Raw genomic sequence first — 24,244 nt, 5'->3', positions numbered from 1 at the left:
TTAACGTTGTCCCCCAACAAAGAGTCCGTGCCTGCCATTTCTTCCGGTTGTTTTGTTTGACTCCATGGCGATCAAGGGTAAAGAACCAGTAGAAAAGGGAGTGAATCAGCATGAAACATAACCAGCAAAAGAGAGGATTCTACAGCATTCCCCTGACTGCGGCTTTACTAATTCCTTTATCCCTGTCTGCCTGCAGTTCGAATGCCAGCCCGCAGCCTGAGGCAAGCCCTACACCTGCGGCAAGCGCGACAACAGCTCCGACAGCGGCACCGACTCCTTCTCCTTCAGAGACAGCGCCAGCTCCATCCACAGCGCCGGGAGGAACAGGAAATACGGACAGCAAGGCTTCGGCTGAATTGAAAAGCATCCTGGCTCTGGCCCGCAAGGGCGAGGTTAAGGGCTCGGAATTTGCAGCAAGCACCGACTTATTCGATGAAGTTGAGCAGAAATGGGGCAAACCCGACAAGCAGGAAAGCGCGGGCAAAGGCATGTATGCCACCTATTCTAAACAGAAAATTACTTTCGGCTTTAATAAAGGCATGAAGATTTTTGATGTGCGTTCTTATGCCGCATCGTTGAATCAATATAATGCAACAACAGTCAAGCAGGCTCTCGGCGAACCGGCGGATACGACAGTTAACGGTGAAGATACGATCTATACGTATCCGGCCGGTGACTTCCAGCTGAAGGTTGTCATTCCTGAGTCCACCGGTCTCGTTGATCATATTTCCGTCTACAGTCCGCAAGATGCCAAGAATAATATGGCCGGATAAAGATCGAACAGCTTCCACAGGGAGCTGTTTTTTATTGGCACTCGGCAGGGGATTTGTCTCTCGAAGGCGAAGTAGCTAGAGGCAGGTCATAAGGAGGCGTCTAACACATGAGATTCGAGAAACGCGACAAATTGGTTATGATTGGTGATTCGATTACAGATTGCGGACGTGCGCGGCCGTATGGAGAAGGAAGAGTAGAAGCGCGCGGAAGCGGTTATGTGATGCAGACGGATTCGCTGCTTCAAGCCGCGTATCCTTCGCTTGGAATCCGCGTCATCAACATGGGGATAAGCGGCAATACGGTCCGTGATCTTCAAGAACGCTGGAAAAGCGATGTTCTGGATCTTAAGCCGGATTGGCTGTCGATCCTGATTGGCATAAATGATGTCTGGAGGCAGTACGACGCCCCTCTAATGACGGAAAAACATGTATACTTGGAAGAGTACGCAGTGGTACTGGAGAAGCTTGTATTCGAGACCCGATCACAGCTGAAAGGTCTCGTATTGATGACTCCTTTTTACTTGGAGTCCAATGAGCAGGACCCGATGAGAGCTACGATGGATGCATACGGGGCAGTTGTCCGGCGCATCGCAGAGAAGTATGATGCGGTATTTGTAGATACTCAAGCGGCTATGGATCAGCTGCTGAAGCACAATTATGCGGCAGCCCTCGCCTGGGACCGCGTTCATCCTAACCAGTCCGGGCACATGGCGATTGCCCGCGCTTTTCTTAACGCAGTCGGATTTGACTGGCGGGGAGAAGAAGCTTGACGCTGCGTTTGAAGCAAACGGATCAAGATTTTGACACAAACTACATACCGGAGGTGTAACACATGTCTTATTTGGCCCATTCAGAACGTTACAGCACGATGCCTTATAACCGCGCAGGCCGCTCAGGCTTAAAGCTGCCTGCTATTTCGCTAGGCCTGTGGCATAATTTCGGAGGTGCGGATGCTTTTGAGAACAGCCGGGCTATGATTCGTACCGCCTTTGATCTGGGCATCACTCATTTTGATCTTGCGAACAACTATGGACCGCCGCCAGGATCAGCGGAAGAGAATTTTGGGCGCATTCTGAAAAGCGATCTGGCCTCTTACCGTGATGAACTGATTATTTCTTCAAAGGCGGGCTATCTGATGTGGGACGGGCCTTATGGTGAATGGGGTTCCCGCAAGAACCTGACTGCCAGTCTGGATCAGAGCCTGAAGCGGATGGGACTAGATTATGTGGATATTTTTTATTCACACCGCTTCGACCCGGAAACGCCGCTGGAAGAAACGATGATGGCGCTGGATTCGTTCGTGCGTCAAGGTAAAGCTCTGTATGTGGGCGTCTCGAATTATGATGCACAGCAAACCGCAGAAGCGGTGCGCATTCTCAAAGAGCTCGGCACACCTTTGCTCATTAACCAGCCCGCTTATTCCATGTTTAACCGCTGGATCGAGAACGGGCTGCAGGATGTGCTGAGTGAAGAAGGTGTTGGAAGTATCGCTTATGTTCCGCTGGCTCAGGGATTGCTGACGAACAAATACCTGGACGGTATTCCGGCGGATTCCCGCGCGGCCAAGCCCTCTATCTTCTTGAACGAACAAGACGTCACGGAAGAGAAACTCCGGCAGATCCGGCAGCTTGGCGAGATCGCGGCGCAGCGTGAGCAATCTCTTGCGCAAATGGCCCTGGCCTGGGTGCTTCGAGAAGGGCGTGTGACATCCGCTCTGATAGGAGCGAGCAGGCCGTCACAAATTGTGGAGAATGCGGCCGCTGTCCGTAATCTGGCATTTAGTTCGGATGAACTGGAAGCTATCGAATCCATTCTTAAGAAATCCTAATGAATAAACCGGTTATTCCTGACAGGGAAAGCCGGTTTTTTTGTTGTTCCAACATAAGAAAACGGCAAACGCACCGTACTTGTTTGTATACCGCAGAAAAACAAGCAAACAGCACATTTTAGATTAAACATTGTACAAACATTAAACAAAGTATGCTAAACTAGATCCAAAGAACTAGTTGAAACTACATATAGGGTTGGAGTGATAGCAGATGAGCCGTTGTCCTTTTCATTTTTTCTCAAAAAAATCAGGCGGGACTGCCACTGGCAGCAGTGATTTGTTAAGTCAGGCAAAGCTGAAAGGGACCGGTATTCTGGATGTCGGTGCGGACCTGGAGATGGATCAGCAGGTACGGATGATCGGGCTAACGCAAGAAGACATGTGGGTCCTTCATGCCGTGCAGCCGCTCATAACGGAACACATTGATGAAATCGTGGAAACGTTCTATCAATCGGTGCTTGACGTGCAGAGTCTCAAGAAAATTATTGAAGACCAAAGTACGGTAGAGCGGCTCAGGCAAACACTGAGAGAGCATTTGATCGAAATGTTCTCCGGGCAGGTGGATGCCGATTTTATTGCCAAAAGACTTCGGATTGCAGAGGTTCATCAGCGGATCGGGCTTGCTCCGAAGTGGTATATGGGCGCTTTTCAGAATCTGCAGAATGCTTTTCTTCAACTCATACATACTAATTTCCCGCTTGGCCAGAATAGTCTGCAGCTCATCACCGTCGTGTCCAAACTTCTGAATTTCGAGCAGCAGCTTGTGCTGGAGGCTTATGAGCAGGAAAATGAACGCCAGAAGCAAATGCAATATCAAAGGGTTAAAATGGAGGTTATAAGCAAAATTTCGGACGTAAGCGAGGAATTATCGGCCCTGACGCAGCAGACCAGTACCTCCGTTCGTGAACTGATGTTAAACAGCAGCGAGGTGCAGCATTCATTTCGTCACAGTTTTGATAAATCAAGAGAAACCCAGGAAATGGCGCTTAGGGGTCATGCCAAAATACAAGATTTAGAGCAGCGTATGGAGACCATTACGGCAAGCGCCCAGATGATGGAGAACTCCGTCGGGCAGCTGAGTGAATCGGCCAGACAAATTCAGACCATTGCCGTTAGTGTGCAGGAAATAGCCAATCAGACGAAGCTGTTGTCTCTGAACGCTTCTATTGAAGCCGCGCGGACCGGCGAGCAGGGAAGAGGATTCGCCGTCGTGGCAGGGGAAGTGCAGAAGCTCTCGGATGATACGAAGCATACCGTCAGCCGTATTTCCGATCTTATCGCGCATTCGAACCGGATTACGGGAACTGTCGCCGGCGCGATCCATGAGGTAAGGGCGCTTGTGGAGAACGGGCAGAAGGAGGCTTCTGAAGCCAGGCACGTGTTCGATGGCATCACAGAATCTATGCGTAGCAGTCTCAATGAGACTGAGCGTGTGAAATCCGAAATGGGTTCTCTTGGGGAGATCATTGATCTCATAGGCTCATCTACCGTCAAAGTGACGGAGTCTGCGGATGCCTTGAACAAGGCGGCGAACCATTTATAAATCAGAGAATCCCGCTAAATCGTTCAGGTTTACGGCTTAGCTGATTTGAAAACTCTCATTTCTTCCTGTAAAAAGTGCACACGAGTGGTGGAAGGACCCGCTCCTAAGTGTTATGATGGTATTTGACTATTTTAGGCTGTGCCGATTTACAGGAGGGGGAGAAATGATGGGCCGACGCTTTGTCATCGAGTCCGTCCTGGTTGCCATATACGGACAACTGATGGTGCCGAGCCGTCCGGTAGAATATATTCTGCCGTACTCAACACTAGCGGAGTTGTACGAATTGAAGGATAGCCCGGAGCCCGTAATGCCGGATGAGCAGGAAGATGCGCACGTCAAGAGCATGATCGGGGAACTCATTCAATTTTTCGAGGATTCACTCAATAAGAAGAAAATCGAGCGGGCACTTGCCGTTCCTTGGCGTAAAAGTCCGCCGATTCTTGTCAACGAGATGGTATCGTTTACGATTATTAATTCCGTAGATAACGCTCATTACGGTGAAACATTCGATCCGATTGAAACAGAATTGATTCTTACGGCCATTCACGAGAAGGTGCCGATGCTTACGGATCAGATTGAACTGGTGGACAAAATGATCCAGGGGGAAGTTCCCGTCCAGGTGTTCGATGTAGAAGATTTTGAATTTGCTCTGGAGGATGAGCGTTCATCCGATGATTTTAAGACGCTGCTCTAGAACAGGGTCTTCCTGAATCCGAAACAGCTCCTGCAGCCCGGCATAACCGGCCTGCAGGAGCTTTTTTGATAGGGACCTGAAATAAAGAATATCCGATCGGAAATATAGGTTTAATGAATAGTTGGATATTGCGAAATTGCAGAGTCTCGCGTAGGATAGAAAGATGAATATCTGTCGGACGAGCCTTAATGATAAGGCCGGACGACAATCAACTTGGGGTTCTATAGCAAGGAGGACGCAGCTATGTACAAAGCATTAACGATTGCCGGATCTGATACCAGCGGAGGAGCGGGTATCCAGGCCGATCTCAAAACATTCCAGGAACGCGGCGTGTACGGAATGACCGCATTAACCACCATCGTAACGATGGATCCTTATAACGGATGGGCGCATCTGGTATTCCCGATCTCCACGGATGTGCTGGCTCCGCAGCTTGATACGGTGCTGCACGGTGTGGGTGTTGATGCCATGAAGACAGGAATGCTCGGTTCGGTGGAAATCATTGAGCTCGTTGCTCAGACCATCGACCGTGAGAAGGTCGGCAATGTGGTCATTGATCCCGTTATGGTCTGCAAGGGCAATGACGAGGTCCTGCACCCGGAGACGGCTGTCAGTCTGCGCGATGTTCTCGTGCCGCGGGCGACAATTGTTACGCCGAACCTGTTCGAGGCGGCACAGCTTAGCGGCCATGCGCCGCTGCGCACAGTCGATGATATGAAAGAAGCGGCTGCCGTTATCAAGAAGCTCGGCGCGCAGTACGTCTTGATTAAGGGCGGAGGCAAGCTGCAGCATGAGAAAGCCGTAGATGTGCTCTACGACGGAGAGACGTTCGAACTGCTGGAATCCGACCGGATCGAGACTACGAATACTCATGGAGCCGGCTGCACATATTCAGCGGCGATAACGGCTGAACTTGCCAAAGGCAAATCGGTCCGTGAAGCGGTACTTACAGCCAAGGCATTTATTACCGAGGCTATCCGGTATTCCTTCCCTCTGAACCAGTACGTAGGCCCTACGCGTCATTCCGCCTATCGCGAGTATGTTCTGGATCAAGAATAAGCCGGCGAGGGCTGTACATCCTGTGCCGCGGGGGTTGCTGGATTTGCCCGAAGTGCAGACGAAGAGATGAATAAGCAAAAATGCCTTGATCTTATAGGATCAAGGCATTTTTGCTTATTTTCATAGGATTACTTGCGCTTTGGCAATAGTTTGACATACTCATCATTTAACTCCATAAAGTCCATGATGTAGTCGTAGTCTTTCTTATATTTGCTGAAATCGGCGACTGGTTCCAGTGTCTTGAGATCGACGGCACGGCCGTCCTCAAAACCTTCTCCCGGTACGAACATAATCTCGTTATTGAAGAAAGAGCCGGTCGGCAAGTAGTAACGCATACCGATAATGTTATTCGTTACATTCAACAGATCATGTCCAAACGGGACAAAAGCATTATTGTCGAGTCTAATCCCAAGCAGGTTAGCGACAGTTGGCACAATATCTACCTGGCCGCCGGTTGTTTCGACTGTCTTGCCTTCCGGCAGAGAAGGCGAATGAATAATCAGTGGAATATTAAACCGTGAAATCTGCGGGTCATATTTGATTCCTAGCAGACGATTAACTTCTTCCGGGCTGTTATCTTGAGGCTGCAGGCCGAAGTGATCCCCGTATATGACAAGCACGGTGTTCTCCCACATGCCGTTTGCTTTCAGATTATCAATCAGCGTGCCGAGTGCGTAATCCGCGTAATGCACAGTTTCAATATAATCGCCGAGCTGCTTGCCTTTGAGCGAATCAGGCAGCTTAAACGTGTTCTTATCCGCCGGAACTTTAAAAGGATGATGGCCGGAAGTGGCAACGAACTGCGCATAAAACGGTTTCTGCTGTTTATTCAGCTCAACCAGCTGCTCCATACCTGCCCGGTACATTTCTTCGTCCGAGGCACCGAAGGCGTTAAACTGGTCGTTATTAAAGAATGGCTTGTCGAAATATCGGTCAAAGCCTAATGCCGGATACATTTTGTTACGGTCCCAGAACTTCACGTCGTTGACATGAAATGTATTCGATTCATATTTCAGCGAATGAAGAAGACGAGGCAGACTCGGCAGCTCACGGTCGCTGAATCCGGCGGACATGGCAACCGTGCCCGTCGGATAAATCGAAGTGTTGGAGATAAATTCAGCATCCGACGTATTCCCTTGTCCAACCTGCTGAAACACATTCGGGAAGTAGAAACTTGAAGAAGTGAGCTCATTAAGAACAGGTGTGACCATTTGATCATTCACTTCCAGGTTGATCGGGAAGTTCTGCATCGCTTCCATCTGGACGACGATAACATTCTTGCCCTGCTCCGATCCGAAGTAAGCAGGCGCTGCGCCTGAACCGGCTGCGGAGCCGTACGGATAAGTAGCTTCGATCTCTTTCAGTTTCTGCGCGACTTCCGACGTGTTGGCGTAGGTACGTGAATTCTTATCCTTGAGCCCGTCCCACAAAGAGATAGCCTGATACGCGAAAAATCCGAGTTCTTCGCCTTTCTTCAGTTCGTTCTTGGTGCTCGATGCGGCAGCAATCGAACTTGAAGTCAGCAGTACGCTGACGAAGATCAGCGCATAGGCGATGGGGGACGGCAGTTTGAATTTCGGCTCTGAGAACCGTGCTTTTCTTCTCATCAAGAGGGAAAGGGCTAGAATAACCACAATATCCGCGATGAACAGCAAGTCGATCGGCTTCAGAATAGAACGGACGGATGAAGATACTTGTCCGACTTGATTTAGCTGCATTAGCGTTGTGTATATAGGTACTGTTCCAAAGTTTTGAAAATAAATGGTGGATGCAAGCAATGCCAAACTGACTAAACCGTTATAAGTCCAGAACAACGTTGTTTTAAGGCGCCCGGGCTTGAACAGCTCGATTAAGCTAGCGACAATAATAACATCAAAGGCGTCTACAAAAATTTTATCAAGGGTCAGTTTGTCATAGACCAAGATCCGGAACAGTGCCATTTTGGCAATCAGCATCACGATTGTCCATAGAAACAGACTTTTGTACCAATCTTTCCATCGATTGCTCATGCAATGGGCTCCTCTCCTAATCGATCTATACCGTTATACTAAAAAAATATTAAGGAATTATGAACGCGGGGAGACTTATGCGGGACCAAAAAGTGGAATAGTTCTTCAAAGGCACGTGAGACGTGCTTTTGTTCTTATCAAAAAAGCCAGATGCTAATTTTTTGTAAAAGCAATCCCATTCGACCTTCGTACATCAGCTCGTCCATTAAACTCCTCTGCCTATTGTACCCGAAAAGAGGGGGTGATCCAAATAATGCGTGTCGATTTTTGTCGATAAAAATTTGAGGCACTCGGAATTTTTGTATATTATTCCTTTTTGTGCGAACAATAACCCCCATAGGAAAGGGGTGTTTTGAAACGTGTGCAGACAATATTCCTTAACGGCAGATTTACAGGAAATTCAAACTTATTTCGGGATTGATCATGTACCCAGTATGTACAAAGCCCGTTACAATATCTCGCCAAGACAGCATGTACCCGTTGTGCTGCATGCCAACGGACGGCGTATTCTGGACGAATACCGCTGGGGATTAGTTCCTTTTTGGGCGAAGGATGCGGTGAACGCCGACGGGATGTCCGCACATCTTAATCCGGCTTACCGCAAAATTTTCAGAAGGCAGCGGTGCGTCATTCCATGCTCGGGATTGTATTATTGGAAAAGCGAAGGCAAGAAGAAATTACCAATGAGAGTAGTGCTGCGAAGCCGCAAAGTTTTTGCCGTCGCGGGTTTATATGATATTTGGACCGATCCGCGTGGGAATGAACTGCGGACTTGCACTTTTCTGATGACGGAATCCAATCGTTTGATTACTTCTTTCCATAACCAGATGCCGGTTATCTTGAATCAGGATTCTTTTGAGGACTGGCTGCTTAACAAGGAAATCGGGACCGACGAGCTCATTCCTCTCTTGAAGCCGCTTGATGCATCCCAGATGGAGGCTTACCCCGTTACACCGCTGATTTCCAATCTCCAAATGGACCATTCGGGCTGCATTGAAGAAATGAACGTGAAGCTTGCTTGGATAAAAGAATAAGAACAAGCCCGTCCTTTCCCGGACGGGCTTGTTTGGTTTAAGAGCCGGCAGCGGGCTGCTCCACATCTGTTTGGGGGTGAATGGCAAACAGGGCGAGAGCAGCCGCAATCAGACAAGCTGCAGCCATTACGTAGAATATCCAGCCGGGCACCCGGGTTAGCAGCAGGGATACAACAGGAGGCCCCGCTGCAACACCGATAAACCGCATGCTGCTGTAGAACGAGGAAATCGTGCCGCGCTGAGATTTGTCGATTCCCGCCGTAATAAAAGCATCCAGGCACGGTAGTGCGAGTCCGATGCCGATTCCGAGTAAAGACAGCATGGAAATCAGCATAGGCAGAGATGAAGTCATGAAATTACTGCCGAGAGTCGCGCCCAAAGACAGCACACAACCTGCGAATGTTAACCATTTCATCCGCTTTTTATGCTGGCCGATGATCTTGCCGGTGATAAACGAGGTGATACAAAGAAGAGATAGCGGTATGGCAAGTACACAGCCTTTTAGTATCCCGCTTAGCTTGTATTTGTCTTCAAGCAGCTCCGATAAATAAAAGAGCGAGCCAAATAAAAGGAACATTGCAATGCCGCCGATTGCGAAGATGGCGTAAAGCCAGCGGCCGTTTTTAGAGAAGATCCACTTTAATTCTTTGATAAACACAGGCAATGATACCGGGGGTTTTTCTTGTTCTTGGGACTTTTGCCGGGTTTCAGGTGCGGATGGTTGTTTTTCCTGCTCTTTATCAGGCGGATTTGCGGAGGCTTCCTGCTTGGATTTTTTGGCTTTGGCCGGGTTTTTGACCAGGAAGGCAACCATCAGAATCGAGATCAGGCAAAAGACCGGAATCGCCAGAAAGGGCAGAAACCAGATAATGGACGCAAGTGCGGAGCCCAGAATCGGACTGAGTACTTTTCCGCCCGTATTGGCGGTTTCGACAAGTCCAAGCCCGCTGCTGACATCGCTCTCTCTTGTGAACATGTCGCCCACCAGCGGCATGGCCACCGGAGCGGCTCCAGCTGCTCCTATTCCTTGAAGCAGCCTGCCCGCCAAAATAATCGCATAGGGATGGGGCATGAACCAAGCCGCGAGTCCGCAGACAGCTCCGCCGATACCGGCAATTATCAGGCTGGGAATGATGACGATTTTGCGGCCGTACCGGTCGGAGAGGAAACCGGCAACGGGAATCAGCAGAATGGCTGCAAGCGAATAAGCCGTTATAAGTAAACTGACCTGAAATGAAGTTACGGCCAGTTTTTCGCGAATTAATGGCAGGATGGGGATGAGCATTGAATTTCCAAGCGTCATGATTAGAGGAATCGATGCCACGGAAATAAGGTCCCATTTTTTCTTCGCCTCCATACGGCGATCCACGCTCCTCGAGTTGACTTGCTTTGGAACTCCGGTTATCCGGTAGCCGCGAGCTAGAACTACTTTGCTCAAAGGAGAGGAGTTTTATGCTTTTGTAAAATTGATTAATCCGGTCGGAATTATGCGAACTTGACTGCTGCTTCTTATTCTTATGAAACTGAAAAACGTTCCCCGCTGCTTAAAGAAAGCAGTAGAGGAACGTTCATGTATACGCGGCAGGAAACAATGGTTAGCACGTATGCCTAGTGTTTGCCGCTCCGCTGTATTTGCCCTGTCCGGATGCTTACTCTGGTTGTTCCGGAATTGCCCTCTGCTCGGGCGCCTGTGTACTCAAGCGCTCCAGAATTCTGCGCTTGCGGTACAGCATTTTGCCCGCTTCCGCTACGTCTTTAATGGTGCCGCGGTTGAAGTATGCCCCGAACAGCATCCCGGCAATGGGAATCATCTGAAACAGCTTCTTCCATCCGAAGTTATCCCGGTATGTGGCGATCACTTCCCGCCAGCCTTGGATTTGAGCCGCGGCCTGATTCTGGCGCTCCGGTGCATCATACAAGGCAAGCTTCTCCAGGATGGCTTTTTTACCGACAATGTCGGACGATGAGAACTGCAGGCAATTAATGATAAAAATCCGTTCCTTCTTGTCATTGGGATCATATCCGTAGCAGACGGCTATTTCCTGAAGCACTTTAAGAGAGAGACCCAGCAGGGACGGGATATCGATTGCCAGTGTGAAAATACCCCCGAAACCGGTAGTAGCCCCTTGGACGGTTGCCATCGCGGAGCGGGAATCCGATAAAGCGTCCGCTGCGCGGTCCATTGCGGCAAGAGGGAGCCGGGACGCTTCCTCGATAGACGCAACCGCAGATTTGTCCCCGTCCCCTTTAATCCGTGTATGCTTGCTGAGGTGTTCCAGACTTGCCCGCTGAGAAACCAGATAGCGGCCGCCTGTTTGAAGATAGCTTCCCATTTCATCAATCAGTTGTCCAATCCGGTCCTGCAAAAATTTAGGTGTTAATTTGTCCAGCAGCACAAACGGAAGCCGCCCGAGCTTTTCCCAGAAAAATAAGCCTTTCTGATCGTCTTCCCATTTCTCAATCATTTTTAATTCGTGAAGGAGCTGTTCCCTAGATTCTTGTTCATTCATATATTGTCTGCCTCCTGTATGTTCACTGATCCATTCTTTTTACTACGCAGAGCGTCCGCTTTTAGATTCATTGCGCAGCAATTTAACTCCGGTACAGACTCTTTTTTTGAAAAAGGGGAAGAATTAAAACGATTTTTTCCCTATTTCAGGGCAAAGCTGTCTGGTAAACTGTAGAAACTTAAACCAACAGCTGCAGCTAGAAAAAGAGGAATGTCCCATGAAGTTTACAGATTTTCACCCAAACGTACAAATTAGAATCGGGATGCATTTCCTGACGGGAATGCTTAGCAACATGGTGCTGCCGTTCATGGCCGTTTATTTTGCCAAAACGCTTGGTACGACGGCCGCGGGTCTTGCCGTTATGGCGAGCATTAGCGCAGGTGTCGTTGCCACCTTCCTGGGGGGATATTACGCCGACCGGATCGGACGCAAGAAGCTGATGCTGACAGCCGAACTGATCTGCGCCGCTGCCTATAGCACGATGGCGCTTGCGAACTCCCCCTGGCTGCAGTCTCCCTATCTGACACTCATCATGAGTGTAGTTGTCGGGGCAGGCTGGGGATTGAGCAGGCCCGCTTCGGACGCCATGCTTATTGATGTAACGGAACCGGACTCGCGGAAGTTCATGTACAGGATTACATACTGGCTGAATAACTTATCGATTTCGATCGCCAGCCTGGCAGGGGCATTTTTATTCCGTTCTTATTTATTCGAGCTGCTGATAGCAGTGGCGGTCATCACGGTCATTTCTTTCCTGATCACGTGGCTGTACTTATCCGAGACGCTCCAGCCCCAACAGCAACCAAACGCAGCTCAAGGCTCATCTGCCATCGGGAGTCCGTTTGCTGTGTTGAGAAGTTACCGCAGCGTATTCCGTGACCGCACGTTTATGATTTATGTGTCGGCCAGCATGCTGCTGGTTTCGGTCGAATTCAATTTGACGGAATACATTGCAATCCGGATGGAGAAAGAGATAGATTCCGTATCGCTGCTTCCCGGCTTGTGGCAGGACATCAACGGCCTGGAGCTGCTCGGTATTATCCGGACAGAGAATACGATAGCGATTGTCGTGCTTCCCTTTTTACCGGCTACCTGCTCAAGAAACGGGCCGATACCAAAGCGATGTTTATCGGCTTGTTTCTGAATATTGCTGGCTACAGCTATCTCGTTGTCGGCAGCTCTCCCTGGGCATTGATCCTCCTGATGCTAGTGGCCACAATCGGAGAATTAATCTATGTTCCCATCAAGCAGGCATTTCTCGTGAACATTGTACCCGACCATGCCCGCAGTTCATATATGGCCATTAATGGTATGCTTTACAGCGGGGCGCATTTTGTATGTGCGATCAATGTCATTATCGGTGGTTTTCTTCCCGCCTGGGGAATGGGGATCCTTATTTTCTTCACCGGCTGTACCGGGATGATGCTGCTCGCGACGATTCTTCCGCAGTTGTCGCAAAGTTCTGTGCAGGCACCAGCAGGCAAGAGGGTGTCGACAATCTAGCAGCCGCCTAACATCCAGATGATTATCCATTCAGCGTCTTTCGACCAGGGTCGGGGATGCTGTTCTATTTTTTGATTACAAAAAAAAGGATTAAGCTGTTAGAAGAAGGCCAAGTTATGCCGGGCAATACGGCCCGGGCGGCTGCATAGACTTTCAATAATGAAGAGAGGAGGGAATGCAGTGCCCTATAAGAAGAGGTTCTCGGCACATGTTAACGGCGCGGCTAGTATCATCGGCGGTACAGATTATCATGCTGCTCCATCATCCGCCGAGCTGGTGCTGCCCGAGCACAGTACGGTTCTCTATGCAGAACTGATCTGGGGGAGATACGATCCTTCATACACGCGGGAAGAAAGAATCCCCTCCGTGGACAGCCCGGTATTCCTGACGAATCAGGCGGGTACGTTCCGTTTAACAGCGTCAGGGAGCATAAGTCCGGCGGCTGTTGCAGCTGCAAGAGAGCTAAATGGAGCGGCAGCAGATGCGGGCACCAAGCGTTCGTCAATCGTTTTGTATACCGAGGTTACTTCTTTGATAAAGGCTTGCGGTGCAGGTATTTATACGATCGGGGAATTACCTGGTACCGGTGACCGTGCAGGGGATCAGACAGGTAAGACAGACTGGACGCTTGCGGTGCTGTATCAGAATGATACAAGGCCGTTTGGGGAGATATCGCTTCTCGTGTGGGATGAGGAGGAAGTGCACCCGCCGAACAATCCCTTGACCGCCGTCAGCGGATTATGTGCGCCTGCCAGCAGCCTTCTTAAGGGAGCATGGTTAGTGAGCGCAGCAGACGTGACACTTAGCTTCGGGGAGAATTTGCCAGTCAGCGGCCGGTTCACAGCGGCAGGCGCAGAGAGTGAAGGGCTGGTCCAGACTTACAGCCTCACAGAAGCACCTTCTAGCGGAACGGTCATTTTCGGCTCTACCGGGGAGTTTAGGTATAGGTCATACACCGGTTTTACGGGAACGGATGCCTTTACTTATTCGGTTACAGATAATAAAGGAGTGTCTTATCCAGGGTCTGTTACAATCCGGGCAGTCGCCCTCCAAGATGTTGAACCTGTTAAAGCTCATATTTCATCGAACGCAGCACAGATTCATAGACCTGTGAATGCGGCGGTCTGCGAGCAGGCACCCCAGGACGATTCGGATCCGGACAGCCGGCCTTGCAGCCTTAAAACGCCTCCCAGCAACGGAACCGCAGTTGTAGCTCCCGACGGGTCCTATACGTATACGCCGAATCCGGATTTTAAAGGGACAGACAGCTTTACGGTTAACATCCGTGATCCGGATAAAGGGACGCAAGCGGCTACCGTCATCGTTCATGTGTCAGCGGAAGCAGATCGTGCCGATCCGGTTGAGCCATGGACTACCGAAGAGGCAGAGGAAAGATCTTCCGATGAATAGGCTCAGAAGTTCCGCCTTGATCTTGATTTTGTCTTCAAGCAGTGACGCTATGCCGCTTTTAAGGTAACGCATCCCATCTAAAAATAACATGAATCATCTGCCGGGATGGTATCGGTAACCATTCTTTCGGGTACAACTCTTCCTCTATGAACTTCGGTTGCGACAATGGAACTGATCCCGGCAGCATGACTATATAGAAATCATAAACTAAAGAACGATTTTGTTTAGCAAAATGTCGGCCCTCCGTAACAAGAGTTGGAAGAAAGACCGATTTACGTATTCTTCCTGTTGATTGCTGATGTTCATCCCCTGCGGTCTAGAGAGAAAGAAGCAGGGAGTAAGCACTCAGACGGTCCTGCTGCGCGGATAGACGAAAAGCAGTGCCTTGGTTTATGCTGTTAAGAGCGCAGTTAAGCTTGGGGACAAGACTTTCATTTGCTTAACCGACAAACTTTTGACCAGAAGCCCTTCAAACAAACCAGACCCAAATGCATTGTTGTCTATTGAAGGCAGTAATTTCGCTCAAGAGAAAAATCAAGGACATTTTGATAAAGATAGTCGGAGGTATCACTTGTGCCATTACCTATTGAAACTATACTTCCGGAGTTGAAAAAAACGCTTCAGGAACGAACATGTGCGGTTCTGACAGCAGAGCCTGGAGCAGGCAAAACTACGCGTGTACCGTTAGCCTTATTGGACGAGCCTTGGCTTATGAACAAGCGAATCCTGATGCTGGAGCCCAGAAGACTCGCTGCTCGATCTGCTGCCGGATACATGTCGGCCTCTCTGGGTGACAAGGTTGGCGGGATTGTCGGGTACCGGATGCGCTTAGATACCCGAGTCAGCCCGGATACGCGTATTGAAGTCATCACGGAAGGAATTCTGACGAGAATGCTGCAGCATGATCCTGGGCTTGAACAGGTCGGAATCGTTATCTTTGATGAATTTCACGAGCGGAGTCTGCATGCCGATCTGGGGCTGGCACTTTGTCTTCAGGCACAGTCTTTGCTCCGGGAGGATTTAAGAATTCTGGTTATGTCTGCAACGCTGGATGCGGATGCGGCATCCGTACTGCTGGAAGATGCTCCTGTTCTAAGCAGCACAGGACGCAGCTATCCGGTTGAAACTCGTTATTTGAAACAGCCGGCCAAAGGTCGCATTGAGGTTGAAGCGGTTAAGTCTATTTTATCCGCATGGACGGACGAAGAAGGGGATATGCTCGTCTTCCTTCCGGGAGCCCCGGAAATCCGCAGAGCAGCTAGAGAACTTCAAGCTAATCTCAGCGAGGCGGATGCAGCTGTCCTGCCGCTCTATGGCAGTCTCCCCCAGGAGGCTCAGGATAAAGCTATCGAGCCTGACCGCGCAGGAAGACGCAAGATTGTGCTTGCGACCACGATTGCGGAGACCAGCCTGACGGTCGGGGGAATCCGCATCGTTATTGACTGTGGGCTGACCCGTGTGTCGAAGTTCTCGCCGCGCACAGGGATGAGCAGACTGGAGACTGTGCCGGTGTCCCGTGCGTCCGCCGACCAGCGGCGGGGGCGGGCCGGACGCCTGCAGCCGGGTGTCTGTTACCGGCTGTGGACGGAGCTGGAAGACAGCCGTCTGGCGCCGTCTTCCAGCCCGGAGATTGCCGAGGCCGACCTTGCGCCGCTGGCGCTGGAGCTGGCGGCCTGGGGCGCGCAGCCGGAGGAGCTGCGCTGGCTGGACCTTCCGCCGGAGGCGGCGTACCGGCAGGCCTGCAGCCTGCTGAGGCAGCTCGGCGCGCTGGATGCGTGCGGCGCGATCACGCCGCACGGCCGGCGTATGGCCGAGCTCGGGCTGCACCCGCGGCTTGCGCATATGGCGCTGCGGGCGCTGGAGCTGGGCGCAGGCGGGCTGGCCTGCGAGATAGCGGTGCTTCTCGGCGAGCGCGATATTCTCCGCTCCACGCCCGAAGGACGTGACGCGGATCTGCGGCTGCGCATCGAAGCGCTCCGCAGCAGCACGGGCGGGGCGGAGCGGGAGATCCTCCCGGTTGAGAGCGGCGATCAGCCGGGCAGGGTCCGTCTGCCGGGTTGGACCGCTAACGGCGGGGGCGGGCAGGATGAAGCCGCTGAAATGCGGATAGCGGGCACAAGCAGAGCCGACGCCGCGTCCCTACCCCGCCTTCACGCCGAAGCGGCGCGCTGGAAGCGGGAGCTCGGTGTACCCCGCAGCGAGGCGGCGGATGCGGGGCTCACCGGCCTGCTGCTCGCTTTTGCCTTCCCGGACCGGGTAGCACGGCAGCGCTCGACGGGCCGTTTTCTGCTGAGCAGCGGCAGGGGGGCAGAGTTCCCCGAGATGCAGCGGCTATCGGCTGCACCTTGGCTTGTCTGCGCAGAGCTCGACGATCAAGGTGCGGAAAGCCGGATTTATCTGGCGGCTCCCGTAGAGCTGGAAGAGCTGGAAAATCATTTGGCAGAGGCGATAGAGACCGAGATCCGCACCGTCTGGGACCGGGAGGCACAAGCTGTCCGCACCAGAAGGAAGGTCATGCTGGGGGCGGTAACGCTGCGCGAAGGGCTGCTAACCCGCCAGGAACCTGACCAGGTTCTGGCCGCGCTTCTGCAAGGCATCCGGCTGGAGGGGCTGGGAATTCTTCCTTGGAGCCGTACATCCCGCCAGCTTCAGCAGCGGCTTCACTTTATGGCTTCGGCAGATAATGAGTGGCCGGACGTTACGGATGACGGGCTGCTCCGCACCCTGCAGGACTGGCTGGCTCCGCATCTTTACGGGATGAAGAGCAAGAATGACCTTCAGCGGTTAAATCTGACCGACATTCTGGGCTCCATGCTACCTTGGGAGAAGCGCAGAAGACTTGATGAAGAAGCGCCGACGCATTACACGGTCCCGAGCGGTTCACGCATTCCAATCGACTATTCCAATGCCCAAGCGCCATTCGCATCCGTGCGTCTTCAGGAATTATTCGGCCTAAGCAAGACGCCGAGTCTATGCGGCGGTAGAGTTCCGCTTACGCTTCACCTGCTCTCGCCGGCGCAAAGACCCGTCCAGATTACACGGGATTTGGAAAGCTTCTGGCAGAATACTTACTTTGAAGTAAAAAAAGATCTCAAAGGCCGTTATCCGAAGCATTACTGGCCGGATAATCCGCTTGAAGCGGTCCCCACAAACCGGGTCAAACCCCGAAAACCGAGCCTTTAGCCGGGCTTCCTAATAAAATAGCGAGGTGTATCGATGAGTACAAATGCGATTGTTCGATTAATTGAGCCCAGCGAACTGGACCAGCTGCTTGAGCTCTACCAGCAGTTAAATCCGGATGATCCGGTTATTCCTGCGAGCGATGAGCTCACGAAGCTGTGGGATGACATGATCCAAGATCCCAAAATGGATTTTGTCGTTGTAGAAGACGGCGGCAGGCTTGCGGCCGTATGTGTTCTGGTGAAGGTCAATAATTTGACAAGGGGCGGACGCCCTTACGGAGTCATTGAGAATGTGGTGACGCACGAAGATCACCGCAGGAAGGGCTATGGAGGACTCGTCTTGCAGAAAGCGCTTGAACTGGCGAGAGAGGCTAATTGTTATAAAGTCATGCTGATGACAAGTTCCAAGGAAGAGGCTACCTTGCGTTTCTATGAGCAGAACGGCTTTGAGAAAGGGACTAAAACTGCTTTTATTGCTTACATGTGGTAGAAGGCTGAGAAAAAATAAGCACTTAGAGATACCAGGTTCGGTTGGATACAAAGGGGAACGAATACCGGACCGCCCGTAAGGAAATGTGCAAAGGGGTAAGATGTATGACTGTTTTACGTGCCATGCGGAGCCTGGTCTGGGTACTGCTATTGATTCTGGGAGCCTGCTCTAACGCGAATTCGGCAGCGGAGGATCAGAGTGCTTCGGGTTCCGGAGGACAGTCTCCAGCCGCGAAGGTCGAATTGATCGTATCCGCTGCTGCGAGCCTGCGGGAAAGCATGGAGGAAATTGGCGCCATATATATGAACCAGCATAGCCATATCAACATTTTTTTCAATTTTGCTTCAACCGGTTCGCTGCAAAAACAAATCGAACAGGGTGCGCCAGCGGACATATTCCTGGCAGCGGGAACGTCACAAATGGAGGCACTGATCGATAAGAAATACATAGATCCGTCTCATTCGAAGGTCCTGCTGACTAATGAACTGGTTCTCATCACTTCCCGGACAGGGGCGGCTGAGCTGAATCTTCCGGAAGATTTAACGAATCCGGCGGTAACCCGAATCGCCATCGGTGATCCGAAAACCGTCCCGGCTGGAAGTTACGCACAGCGGGTGATGAGCGGAGCGGGCTTGTGGGAGTCTGTTCAGGACAAGCTGGTCCTGGCTAAGGACGTGAGGCAGGTGCTTGCCTATGTGGAGACAGGCAATGCGGATGCCGGCTTCGTGTATAAGACCGACGCTCTTTACTCAGATAAGGTACGTCTGATCGAGCTGAAAGGCCCGGCAGCCAAGGATATCAAGATTGAATATCCGGCCGGAATCGTCGCAAATTCGAGCCACCGCGAGGAAGCGGCAACATTCTATTCATTCCTGCTGGGTAAAGAGGCGGAAGCTGTCTATGTGAAGAATGGCTTCACACTGCCGGATGAGTAATATAACGATGTCTTGGGGAGATTTTCTGGCACCGTTGTGGCTTTCGGCAAAAATCGCGGGTACGGCCAGTTTGTTTGTTTTCATTCTGGGGACCGGGGCTGCCTGTTGGATGAGGCAGCTTCGTTTTACCGGTAAAACGGTCGTGGAGACGCTGTTCATGCTGCCGCTTGTGCTGCCTCCGACGGTAATCGGTTTTGTGCTGCTGGTCGTATTCGGAAGAAAAAGCGCCATCGGCCGGGTCACAGAGTGGTTATGGCAGCAGCCGATTGTATTTACTTGGGGCGCCGGTGTACTGGCAGCTGTCGTAGTCGCGTTCCCCCTCGTCTATCAAACCGCCAAAACGGGCTTTGCTTCCGTCGATCCTAGTCTCGAAGAAGCGGCACGGTCTATGGGAGCCAGCGAATCGCAAGTTCTCAGGTGGGTTACCCTGCCGCTTTCTTCCCGTTTTCTGATGACGGGCTATATCCTTGGGTTTGCCCGGGCTTTGGGGGAGTTTGGAGCCACGATTATGATTGCGGGCAATATTCCCCGCCATACGCAGACGGTACCCACGGCAATTTATAGCGCGGTCGATGCGGGAGAGTATGGATACGCCTGGTCATGGACGGCTGCGGTCTTGCTGTTCTCATTTGCGCTGCTGTGGATCGCGAATCGTCAAGGGCGTGTTGATTAGAATGGAGCTGACTTTGAATGGTTTGAAAAGCTCGCAGAGCTAACCGGGCCATGGTGAATGAACAAAAAAAGTCCTGCCTCTGGCCAGGACTCTGAACATCATAAGTCGGATAGTTAACGTTTACGTCTCATCGGCAGGATCTTTGCGCTGAGGCACTCCCCACTCTTTTCTATCGAGTTTGCGGTGGAGAATAAAGTTGCCCAGCGCCAGCAATAGATTGCTGATAACGGGGATAATTCCTTTGATCAGCTCCGTCATATCTCGCACCCCTCAAATAAAGGTTTCTTAACCCTAGCATACCAAATTCTGACGGTTTATGCGATGGAGAAGCTGTGCTCCTTGGAATTGGACCGGCTGCTCCGCGTTAGAAGGGCTGACAGCTGCCTTCTTGACCTGATCCCATCACCTCCCGGGCCATTCAGTTGGCTGGGAGGTTTTTATTTTGAAGAAAAGGGATGCTCACAGGCGGGCAGGTAAATCGGATAGAACGGTCTCCTGAGGGAGTGGCCTAGCTCTCTTTCTTTAACTGCGAATCCAGAATGAATGTACCGAACGGCAAGAATGAAGCGATAACCGCCCAGAGTACCTTCATAATCGACCAGCGGTGTACGAACGTTACATGCGCCACCGCGGCAAGAAAGAGAACAAACAGGAAGCCATGCATTCCGCCTACAATCGTAACCGGAGCGGGCATGTCAGCAAAATATTTGAGCGGCATAGCGATAAACAGAAGGAGGAGATATGAAATCCCTTCTATAAAACCGACTACGCGAAGACGCCCGATGGGTGTCTTGAGCATGTGTATGAAGCACCACCTATATACGAGAAATTAGGAAGAATCATTCCCGGTCTATCGTACCATAAGTGGATTGCGGGTTCACTATTCTGAGGAGCAATTGTAAAGAAATCTTCTTAAAGTCAATCAAATGCGGCGCACATAAAGAAGTGAGTCAGGTATGGATGGAATGAAGCTCGTAAGTAGACGGGTCAAGAGCAGTCACAAAAGGGCTCAGCGGACCAGCTGAGTAAAGATAGAGCCGGTGCATCGCTCTCGTACAAGCGGTATAAAACAGCTTCCTCTGGGTTTCGCGGCTGTAATTGGCCGCTGATGCATCGTATAACAGCACCGCGTCAAACTCGACTCCTTTGGCCAAATATGCCGGTATCACGAGTACGCCTTTCTCAAAAGAGGGCGTATCCTTACGGATCAGCCTCAGGTCGGCGGTGCCCAGAAGCTCATTATATGCCAGCTCGCTTTCAGCGGCTGTCTTGCAAATGATTCCGATGGAGAGATGGCCCTCTGCGTGCAAGGCCGCAATATCGCCGGCCATTCTCCGGACCAGGTCAGCCGGCATAGGTGCCGTAGTCACCTGCGGCTTACCGCCTTCACGCTGAAACGGCTCGATATCCATGCCGTCCTGAAGCATGCCGCGCGTGAACTCTACGATTTCTTTGGTAGAGCGGTAGCTGCGGTGAAGCACGATTCTCTCCGTCTCTTCTTCGCCGTACAGATCTGCCACGGGTGTCTGGCCCTGGAGAGTCGTGGAGTGGGCGAAGATAGCCTGGTTGAAATCGCCAAGGACGGTCATGCGTGCGCGCGGGAAGAGTCTTTTCAGAAATTCAAACTGAAAAGGAGAGTAGTCCTGCGCTTCATCGACAAGTACATGCCGGACGATCGTATTCGTCCGGAAGCCCTCGATGGTCTCCTGCAGATACAAGTAAGGCGTAGCGTCCTCATAAGGAAGCTCGCTGCGGCTGAGCCGCCCAAGCGTGTAAGCGCATATCTCTTCCCACATCCGGGGCAGCGGCTCAGGGTCTGCCAGCCGCTGCGCAAGCCCCCGATCTTCGAATAACTTGCGGTACAAGGCCGGAACATCCACGAAACGCAAGTTTCTCGTTCTTGAACGCAGCGGTTTGAACTTTTCTTTGACGATCATGGCTTTCAGGAGTTCTTCTTCCTGGTCTGCATCGTCAAACCCCGCTTCGTCATCCTGCTGGCGGTTGCGAAGCCTGGAATAGGCTTGATGGTATTGTTCGTTGTCCAGATAGTTCAGCTCTTCACGGACCCAATCTGCCTTCCGTTCTTCTTGTTCAAGAACTTTCAGTTCCCGAAGGAGCCATTCTTTGAGAAGAACGACCTTATTCGGGAGGCGGATGGAGGGATCATAAGAATAAAACTGGGCAAGCATCTGCTCGTGTGAAATCAGGACGCGGCCTCTGAAGCGGTAGTCGCGGAATATCATGTCTTCCTGCCCCAAATGATCTCTGTAGCGCTGAATGAGACGCAGGAAATCGGCAGAAGCCTTGTACCGGATGCCATCTATACGAGCCGGATAGTCCGGCTTGTTCGCTTCATCCTGGAGCACATACTCGATCTGCTCGAACGGATCTTCGATGTCGAATTTTCTTCCGAGACGGTGATGCAAGTAATCCTGGAATGTAGTCTGCTGCATGTTCTCTTCACCAAGCTCGGGAAGGACGGTGGATACATAGCTGTTGAACAGGGGATTAGGCGAGAACAACACCATCTGATCGGCTTTTAATGTTGTCCGGTGTTTATAGAGAAGATAGGCGACCCGCTGCAGGGCTGCCGAAGTCTTGCCGCTTCCTGCGGCGCCCTGTACGATCAGCATGCGGGTACGGTCGTTGCGGATGATCCGGTTCTGTTCCTTTTGAATCGTGGCTACAATAGTTTTCATCTGAGAACCGGCGCCTTTACTGAGTACCTCCTGGAGCAGCTCGTCGCCGATCATCATGCCGGTATCGAACAAGAATTCGATGCGTCCATTGCGGATGATAAACTGTCTTTTCAGTTCAATATCACCGCGGATCAATCCTCCCGGTGTATCGTACTCCCCCGGTCCCGGTGGGAAATCATAATACAAGCTGGCAATCGGAGTCCGCCAATCATAGACAAGGAATGTCTCGCCATCTTCATCCAGGAAGGAGGATACGCCGACATAGACACGTTCTGAGCCGCCGGAGCCGTCTTCTTTGAAATCGATGCGCCCGAAGTAGGGGGTGGGGAGAAGCCTGTTCATGCGGTCCGCAAGCTTCTTCAAATGCCGGTGGGAGCGTTCACGCTCGGACAGAATTTCGGCTTGCTGCTTCATGCTGAGGAAAGTTTCGAGCACATCATCGTCATTCGCAAGATTGACCGTTACTTCGTCCCAGAAGTGCTTGCGGATATCGACGACTTGGTCTTTCAGTTGACCCACGTTAGGCTCCAGTTGAAGGAGCTGGCGGGTGAGTTTGTCCCGGATCAGATCTACGCGGGCTTGTTCCTGTTTCCATTCTTCAGGGGAGATAGACAAGGTGTAACCCTCCTTATAAAGTGTCGGGAAGTGAGCATGTATGTAAATGCGAGTAGGCCAAGATAGAAAGTTGACAACCGACGATTGAAGTGGTATACTATATTTGAGGTAATTTGTTCGTTTATATATACGAACCAATAGTCTTTTTATTTTAGCATTTAGGATATGGAAAATCAATCGAAAACCAACAATCGGCTCAAAGGCCGGTTTTTTTGCGTGGAATAAGGGCAAAAGAAAGCAAAGCAATGCGGGTATCCTCCTCCAGGGCGACGATTTCTCCAGTCGGTTACAGTCTGCGGCCGCAAGTCGCTTCAAAGCTGCTTTTTTTGGGGTAAGCAAAGTTAGTAAGGGAATTACTGGAGGGTGAGCAGGATGGAGAAGAACCGTTTGCAGCATATTCGCAAAGAAGAAAAGGAATATCACGAGCAATACTATGAAGAGCACGAGCTCTATGAGGAAGATAGCTGGATAGAAGAACCGGATGAACGGATGCTTGACTATATCGCCAAGCTGCAGACCGGCCGTCCTCTGAAAGCGCTGGATCTGGGGTGCGGCAACGGGCGGAACAGTATTCCGCTGGCCCGTGAATTAAAAGGGGACGGCGGACGCGTCACTTGTGTCGATCTGCTGGATAAAGCGCTGGACCAGCTCAAAGATTACAGCGTCGAATACCGGGTAGAGGATGTGATCCGGACGGAGCAGGCCGATATCAGTGTCTATGAAGTACGACCGGGTGAGTATGATTTCATTCTGGCCGCTTCCTCTCTGGAGCATGTCCGTTCGGAAACCGATCTGGATCATTTGCTTGTCCGGTTAAGAGAAGGTACACGTGACGGCGGGATTAACTATATCAATATGAATACGGGAATAGAGGAGTATGACCTTACAACCGGTGAGAAGAGGGAGACTTTGATCGAACTGGTGCTCACCAAAGAACAGGCGCTGCAGAAGCTGCGCGGCAGCTACGACGGTTGGGAAGAGCTGCATGCATCTCACAAACCCATCGAATTCGAAATCAACCGCGGAGAAGCGCCCGTTATGATGAAAGCGGACTGTGTGAGCTTTGCGGTACGCAAGCCGGGAGCAAAGAAGAAGCAAGCCTAGGCAAGCCGCGAGCACGAGGAGAGAGTAGTAGATAGAAAGAGCCGTTTTCCGGAATATGGTCAAGACCCCTTTTAGTGGACATCAGAAAAAGCCTCAGGCAACAAGCTGGCTTCGGTACTCAACCGGAGTCAGCTTGTTTAGTTTACGTTGTGCCCGGTCTTCGTTGTAAAAATAAATGAATTC

At 51.3% G+C, this 24,244-nt stretch carries 22 protein-coding genes; 15 read left to right on the top strand and 7 right to left on the bottom strand.

Features of this window, described 5'->3' with window-relative positions; translation table 11 throughout:
* Window positions 1-110 precede the first annotated feature (110 nt).
* From EDM21_RS12145 to pdxK, 6 genes are all read left to right on the top strand, one after another.
* Complete coding sequence (locus EDM21_RS12145) at window positions 111-773, top strand: YjgB family protein (RefSeq protein ID WP_157335808.1); 663 nt, start codon at window positions 111-113, stop codon at window positions 771-773.
* Between the two features lie 107 nt (window positions 774-880).
* Window positions 881-1,543, top strand: a complete 663-nt coding sequence (locus EDM21_RS12140) for an SGNH/GDSL hydrolase family protein (protein WP_157335806.1) — start codon at window positions 881-883, stop codon at window positions 1,541-1,543.
* Window positions 1,544-1,605: 62 nt separating this feature from the next.
* Window positions 1,606-2,601: an L-glyceraldehyde 3-phosphate reductase gene (gene mgrA, locus EDM21_RS12135; RefSeq protein WP_157335804.1), complete on the top strand. Its 996-nt coding sequence runs from the start codon at window positions 1,606-1,608 to the stop codon at window positions 2,599-2,601.
* Window positions 2,602-2,812: 211 nt separating this feature from the next.
* Window positions 2,813-4,144 (top strand): globin-coupled sensor protein, encoded by a 1,332-nt coding sequence (locus tag EDM21_RS12130; RefSeq protein WP_157335802.1) that lies wholly within the window; start codon window positions 2,813-2,815, stop codon window positions 4,142-4,144.
* Window positions 4,145-4,310: 166 nt separating this feature from the next.
* The gene (locus tag EDM21_RS12125; protein WP_157336168.1) at window positions 4,311-4,838 is read left to right on the top strand and encodes an ADP-heptose synthase; all 528 of its coding nucleotides are present in this window, start codon (window positions 4,311-4,313) and stop codon (window positions 4,836-4,838) included.
* Window positions 4,839-5,081: 243 nt separating this feature from the next.
* Entirely contained in the window at window positions 5,082-5,897 is an 816-nt protein-coding gene (gene pdxK / locus EDM21_RS12120) for a pyridoxine/pyridoxal/pyridoxamine kinase (RefSeq protein ID WP_157335800.1), read from the top strand.
* A gap of 128 nt (window positions 5,898-6,025) precedes the next feature.
* Here pdxK and EDM21_RS12115 read toward each other — a convergent pair whose 3' ends face one another.
* The gene (locus EDM21_RS12115; protein ID WP_157335798.1) at window positions 6,026-7,906 is read right to left on the bottom strand and encodes an LTA synthase family protein; all 1,881 of its coding nucleotides are present in this window, start codon (window positions 7,904-7,906) and stop codon (window positions 6,026-6,028) included.
* A 359-nt stretch (window positions 7,907-8,265) separates the two neighbouring features.
* Here EDM21_RS12115 and EDM21_RS12110 point away from each other — a divergent pair, with 359 nt between their 5' ends.
* The gene (locus EDM21_RS12110) at window positions 8,266-8,940 is read left to right on the top strand and encodes an SOS response-associated peptidase family protein (RefSeq protein WP_166541974.1); all 675 of its coding nucleotides are present in this window, start codon (window positions 8,266-8,268) and stop codon (window positions 8,938-8,940) included.
* Between the two features lie 37 nt (window positions 8,941-8,977).
* Here EDM21_RS12110 and EDM21_RS12105 read toward each other — a convergent pair whose 3' ends face one another.
* A complete protein-coding gene (locus tag EDM21_RS12105; RefSeq protein ID WP_157335796.1) occupies window positions 8,978-10,297 on the bottom strand; it encodes an MFS transporter in 1,320 nt (439 codons plus the stop codon).
* A 292-nt stretch (window positions 10,298-10,589) separates the two neighbouring features.
* The gene (locus EDM21_RS12100) at window positions 10,590-11,450 is read right to left on the bottom strand and encodes an EcsC family protein (RefSeq protein WP_157335793.1); all 861 of its coding nucleotides are present in this window, start codon (window positions 11,448-11,450) and stop codon (window positions 10,590-10,592) included.
* 217 nt (window positions 11,451-11,667) lie between these two features.
* Here EDM21_RS12100 and EDM21_RS12095 point away from each other — a divergent pair, with 217 nt between their 5' ends.
* From EDM21_RS12095 to modB, 7 genes are all read left to right on the top strand, one after another.
* Window positions 11,668-12,594 (top strand): MFS transporter, encoded by a 927-nt coding sequence (locus tag EDM21_RS12095; RefSeq protein ID WP_235918166.1) that lies wholly within the window; start codon window positions 11,668-11,670, stop codon window positions 12,592-12,594.
* On the top strand, window positions 12,573-12,953 hold the full coding sequence (locus EDM21_RS24985; RefSeq protein ID WP_338043975.1) for an MFS transporter: 381 nt from the start codon (window positions 12,573-12,575) through the stop codon (window positions 12,951-12,953). Before EDM21_RS12095 ends, EDM21_RS24985 begins: the two co-directional genes overlap by 22 nt.
* A 180-nt stretch (window positions 12,954-13,133) precedes the next feature.
* Window positions 13,134-14,363, top strand: coding sequence for an Ig-like domain-containing protein (locus EDM21_RS12090; RefSeq protein WP_157335791.1), 1,230 nt, complete (start codon window positions 13,134-13,136; stop codon window positions 14,361-14,363).
* A 573-nt stretch (window positions 14,364-14,936) separates the two neighbouring features.
* Window positions 14,937-17,546: an ATP-dependent helicase HrpB gene (gene hrpB / locus EDM21_RS12085; protein ID WP_166541973.1), complete on the top strand. Its 2,610-nt coding sequence runs from the start codon at window positions 14,937-14,939 to the stop codon at window positions 17,544-17,546.
* Between the two features lie 33 nt (window positions 17,547-17,579).
* Complete coding sequence (locus EDM21_RS12080) at window positions 17,580-18,035, top strand: GNAT family N-acetyltransferase (protein ID WP_157335789.1); 456 nt, start codon at window positions 17,580-17,582, stop codon at window positions 18,033-18,035.
* A 104-nt stretch (window positions 18,036-18,139) separates the two neighbouring features.
* Window positions 18,140-18,970, top strand: coding sequence for a molybdate ABC transporter substrate-binding protein (gene modA / locus EDM21_RS12075; protein WP_157335787.1), 831 nt, complete (start codon window positions 18,140-18,142; stop codon window positions 18,968-18,970).
* 7 nt (window positions 18,971-18,977) lie between these two features.
* Window positions 18,978-19,643 (top strand): molybdate ABC transporter permease subunit, encoded by a 666-nt coding sequence (gene modB, locus EDM21_RS12070; protein WP_157335785.1) that lies wholly within the window; start codon window positions 18,978-18,980, stop codon window positions 19,641-19,643.
* A gap of 120 nt (window positions 19,644-19,763) precedes the next feature.
* Here modB and EDM21_RS24580 read toward each other — a convergent pair whose 3' ends face one another.
* The 3 genes from EDM21_RS24580 to helD all read right to left on the bottom strand — a co-directional run bounded on the left by EDM21_RS24580 (window position 19,764) and on the right by helD (window position 22,957).
* Window positions 19,764-19,901, bottom strand: coding sequence for a hypothetical protein (locus EDM21_RS24580; protein WP_166541972.1), 138 nt, complete (start codon window positions 19,899-19,901; stop codon window positions 19,764-19,766).
* 250 nt (window positions 19,902-20,151) lie between these two features.
* Window positions 20,152-20,442, bottom strand: a complete 291-nt coding sequence (locus EDM21_RS12065) for a DUF3817 domain-containing protein (RefSeq protein WP_157335783.1) — start codon at window positions 20,440-20,442, stop codon at window positions 20,152-20,154.
* Between the two features lie 151 nt (window positions 20,443-20,593).
* Window positions 20,594-22,957 (bottom strand): RNA polymerase recycling motor HelD, encoded by a 2,364-nt coding sequence (helD, locus tag EDM21_RS12060; protein WP_157335781.1) that lies wholly within the window; start codon window positions 22,955-22,957, stop codon window positions 20,594-20,596.
* Between the two features lie 372 nt (window positions 22,958-23,329).
* Here helD and EDM21_RS12055 point away from each other — a divergent pair, with 372 nt between their 5' ends.
* Window positions 23,330-24,061 (top strand): class I SAM-dependent methyltransferase, encoded by a 732-nt coding sequence (locus tag EDM21_RS12055; protein ID WP_157335779.1) that lies wholly within the window; start codon window positions 23,330-23,332, stop codon window positions 24,059-24,061.
* Between the two features lie 93 nt (window positions 24,062-24,154).
* Here EDM21_RS12055 and EDM21_RS12050 read toward each other — a convergent pair whose 3' ends face one another.
* A complete protein-coding gene (locus EDM21_RS12050; RefSeq protein WP_338043979.1) occupies window positions 24,155-24,238 on the bottom strand; it encodes an IS3 family transposase in 84 nt (27 codons plus the stop codon).
* Window positions 24,239-24,244: the final 6 nt, after the last annotated feature.

It is taken from the genome of Paenibacillus lutrae (assembly GCF_009757775.1).
GTDB lineage: Bacteria > Bacillota > Bacilli > Paenibacillales > NBRC-103111 > Paenibacillus_F > Paenibacillus_F lutrae.
The sequence above is the reverse complement of the archived record's forward strand: the minus strand, read 5'-3'. Positions and strand labels throughout refer to the sequence as shown.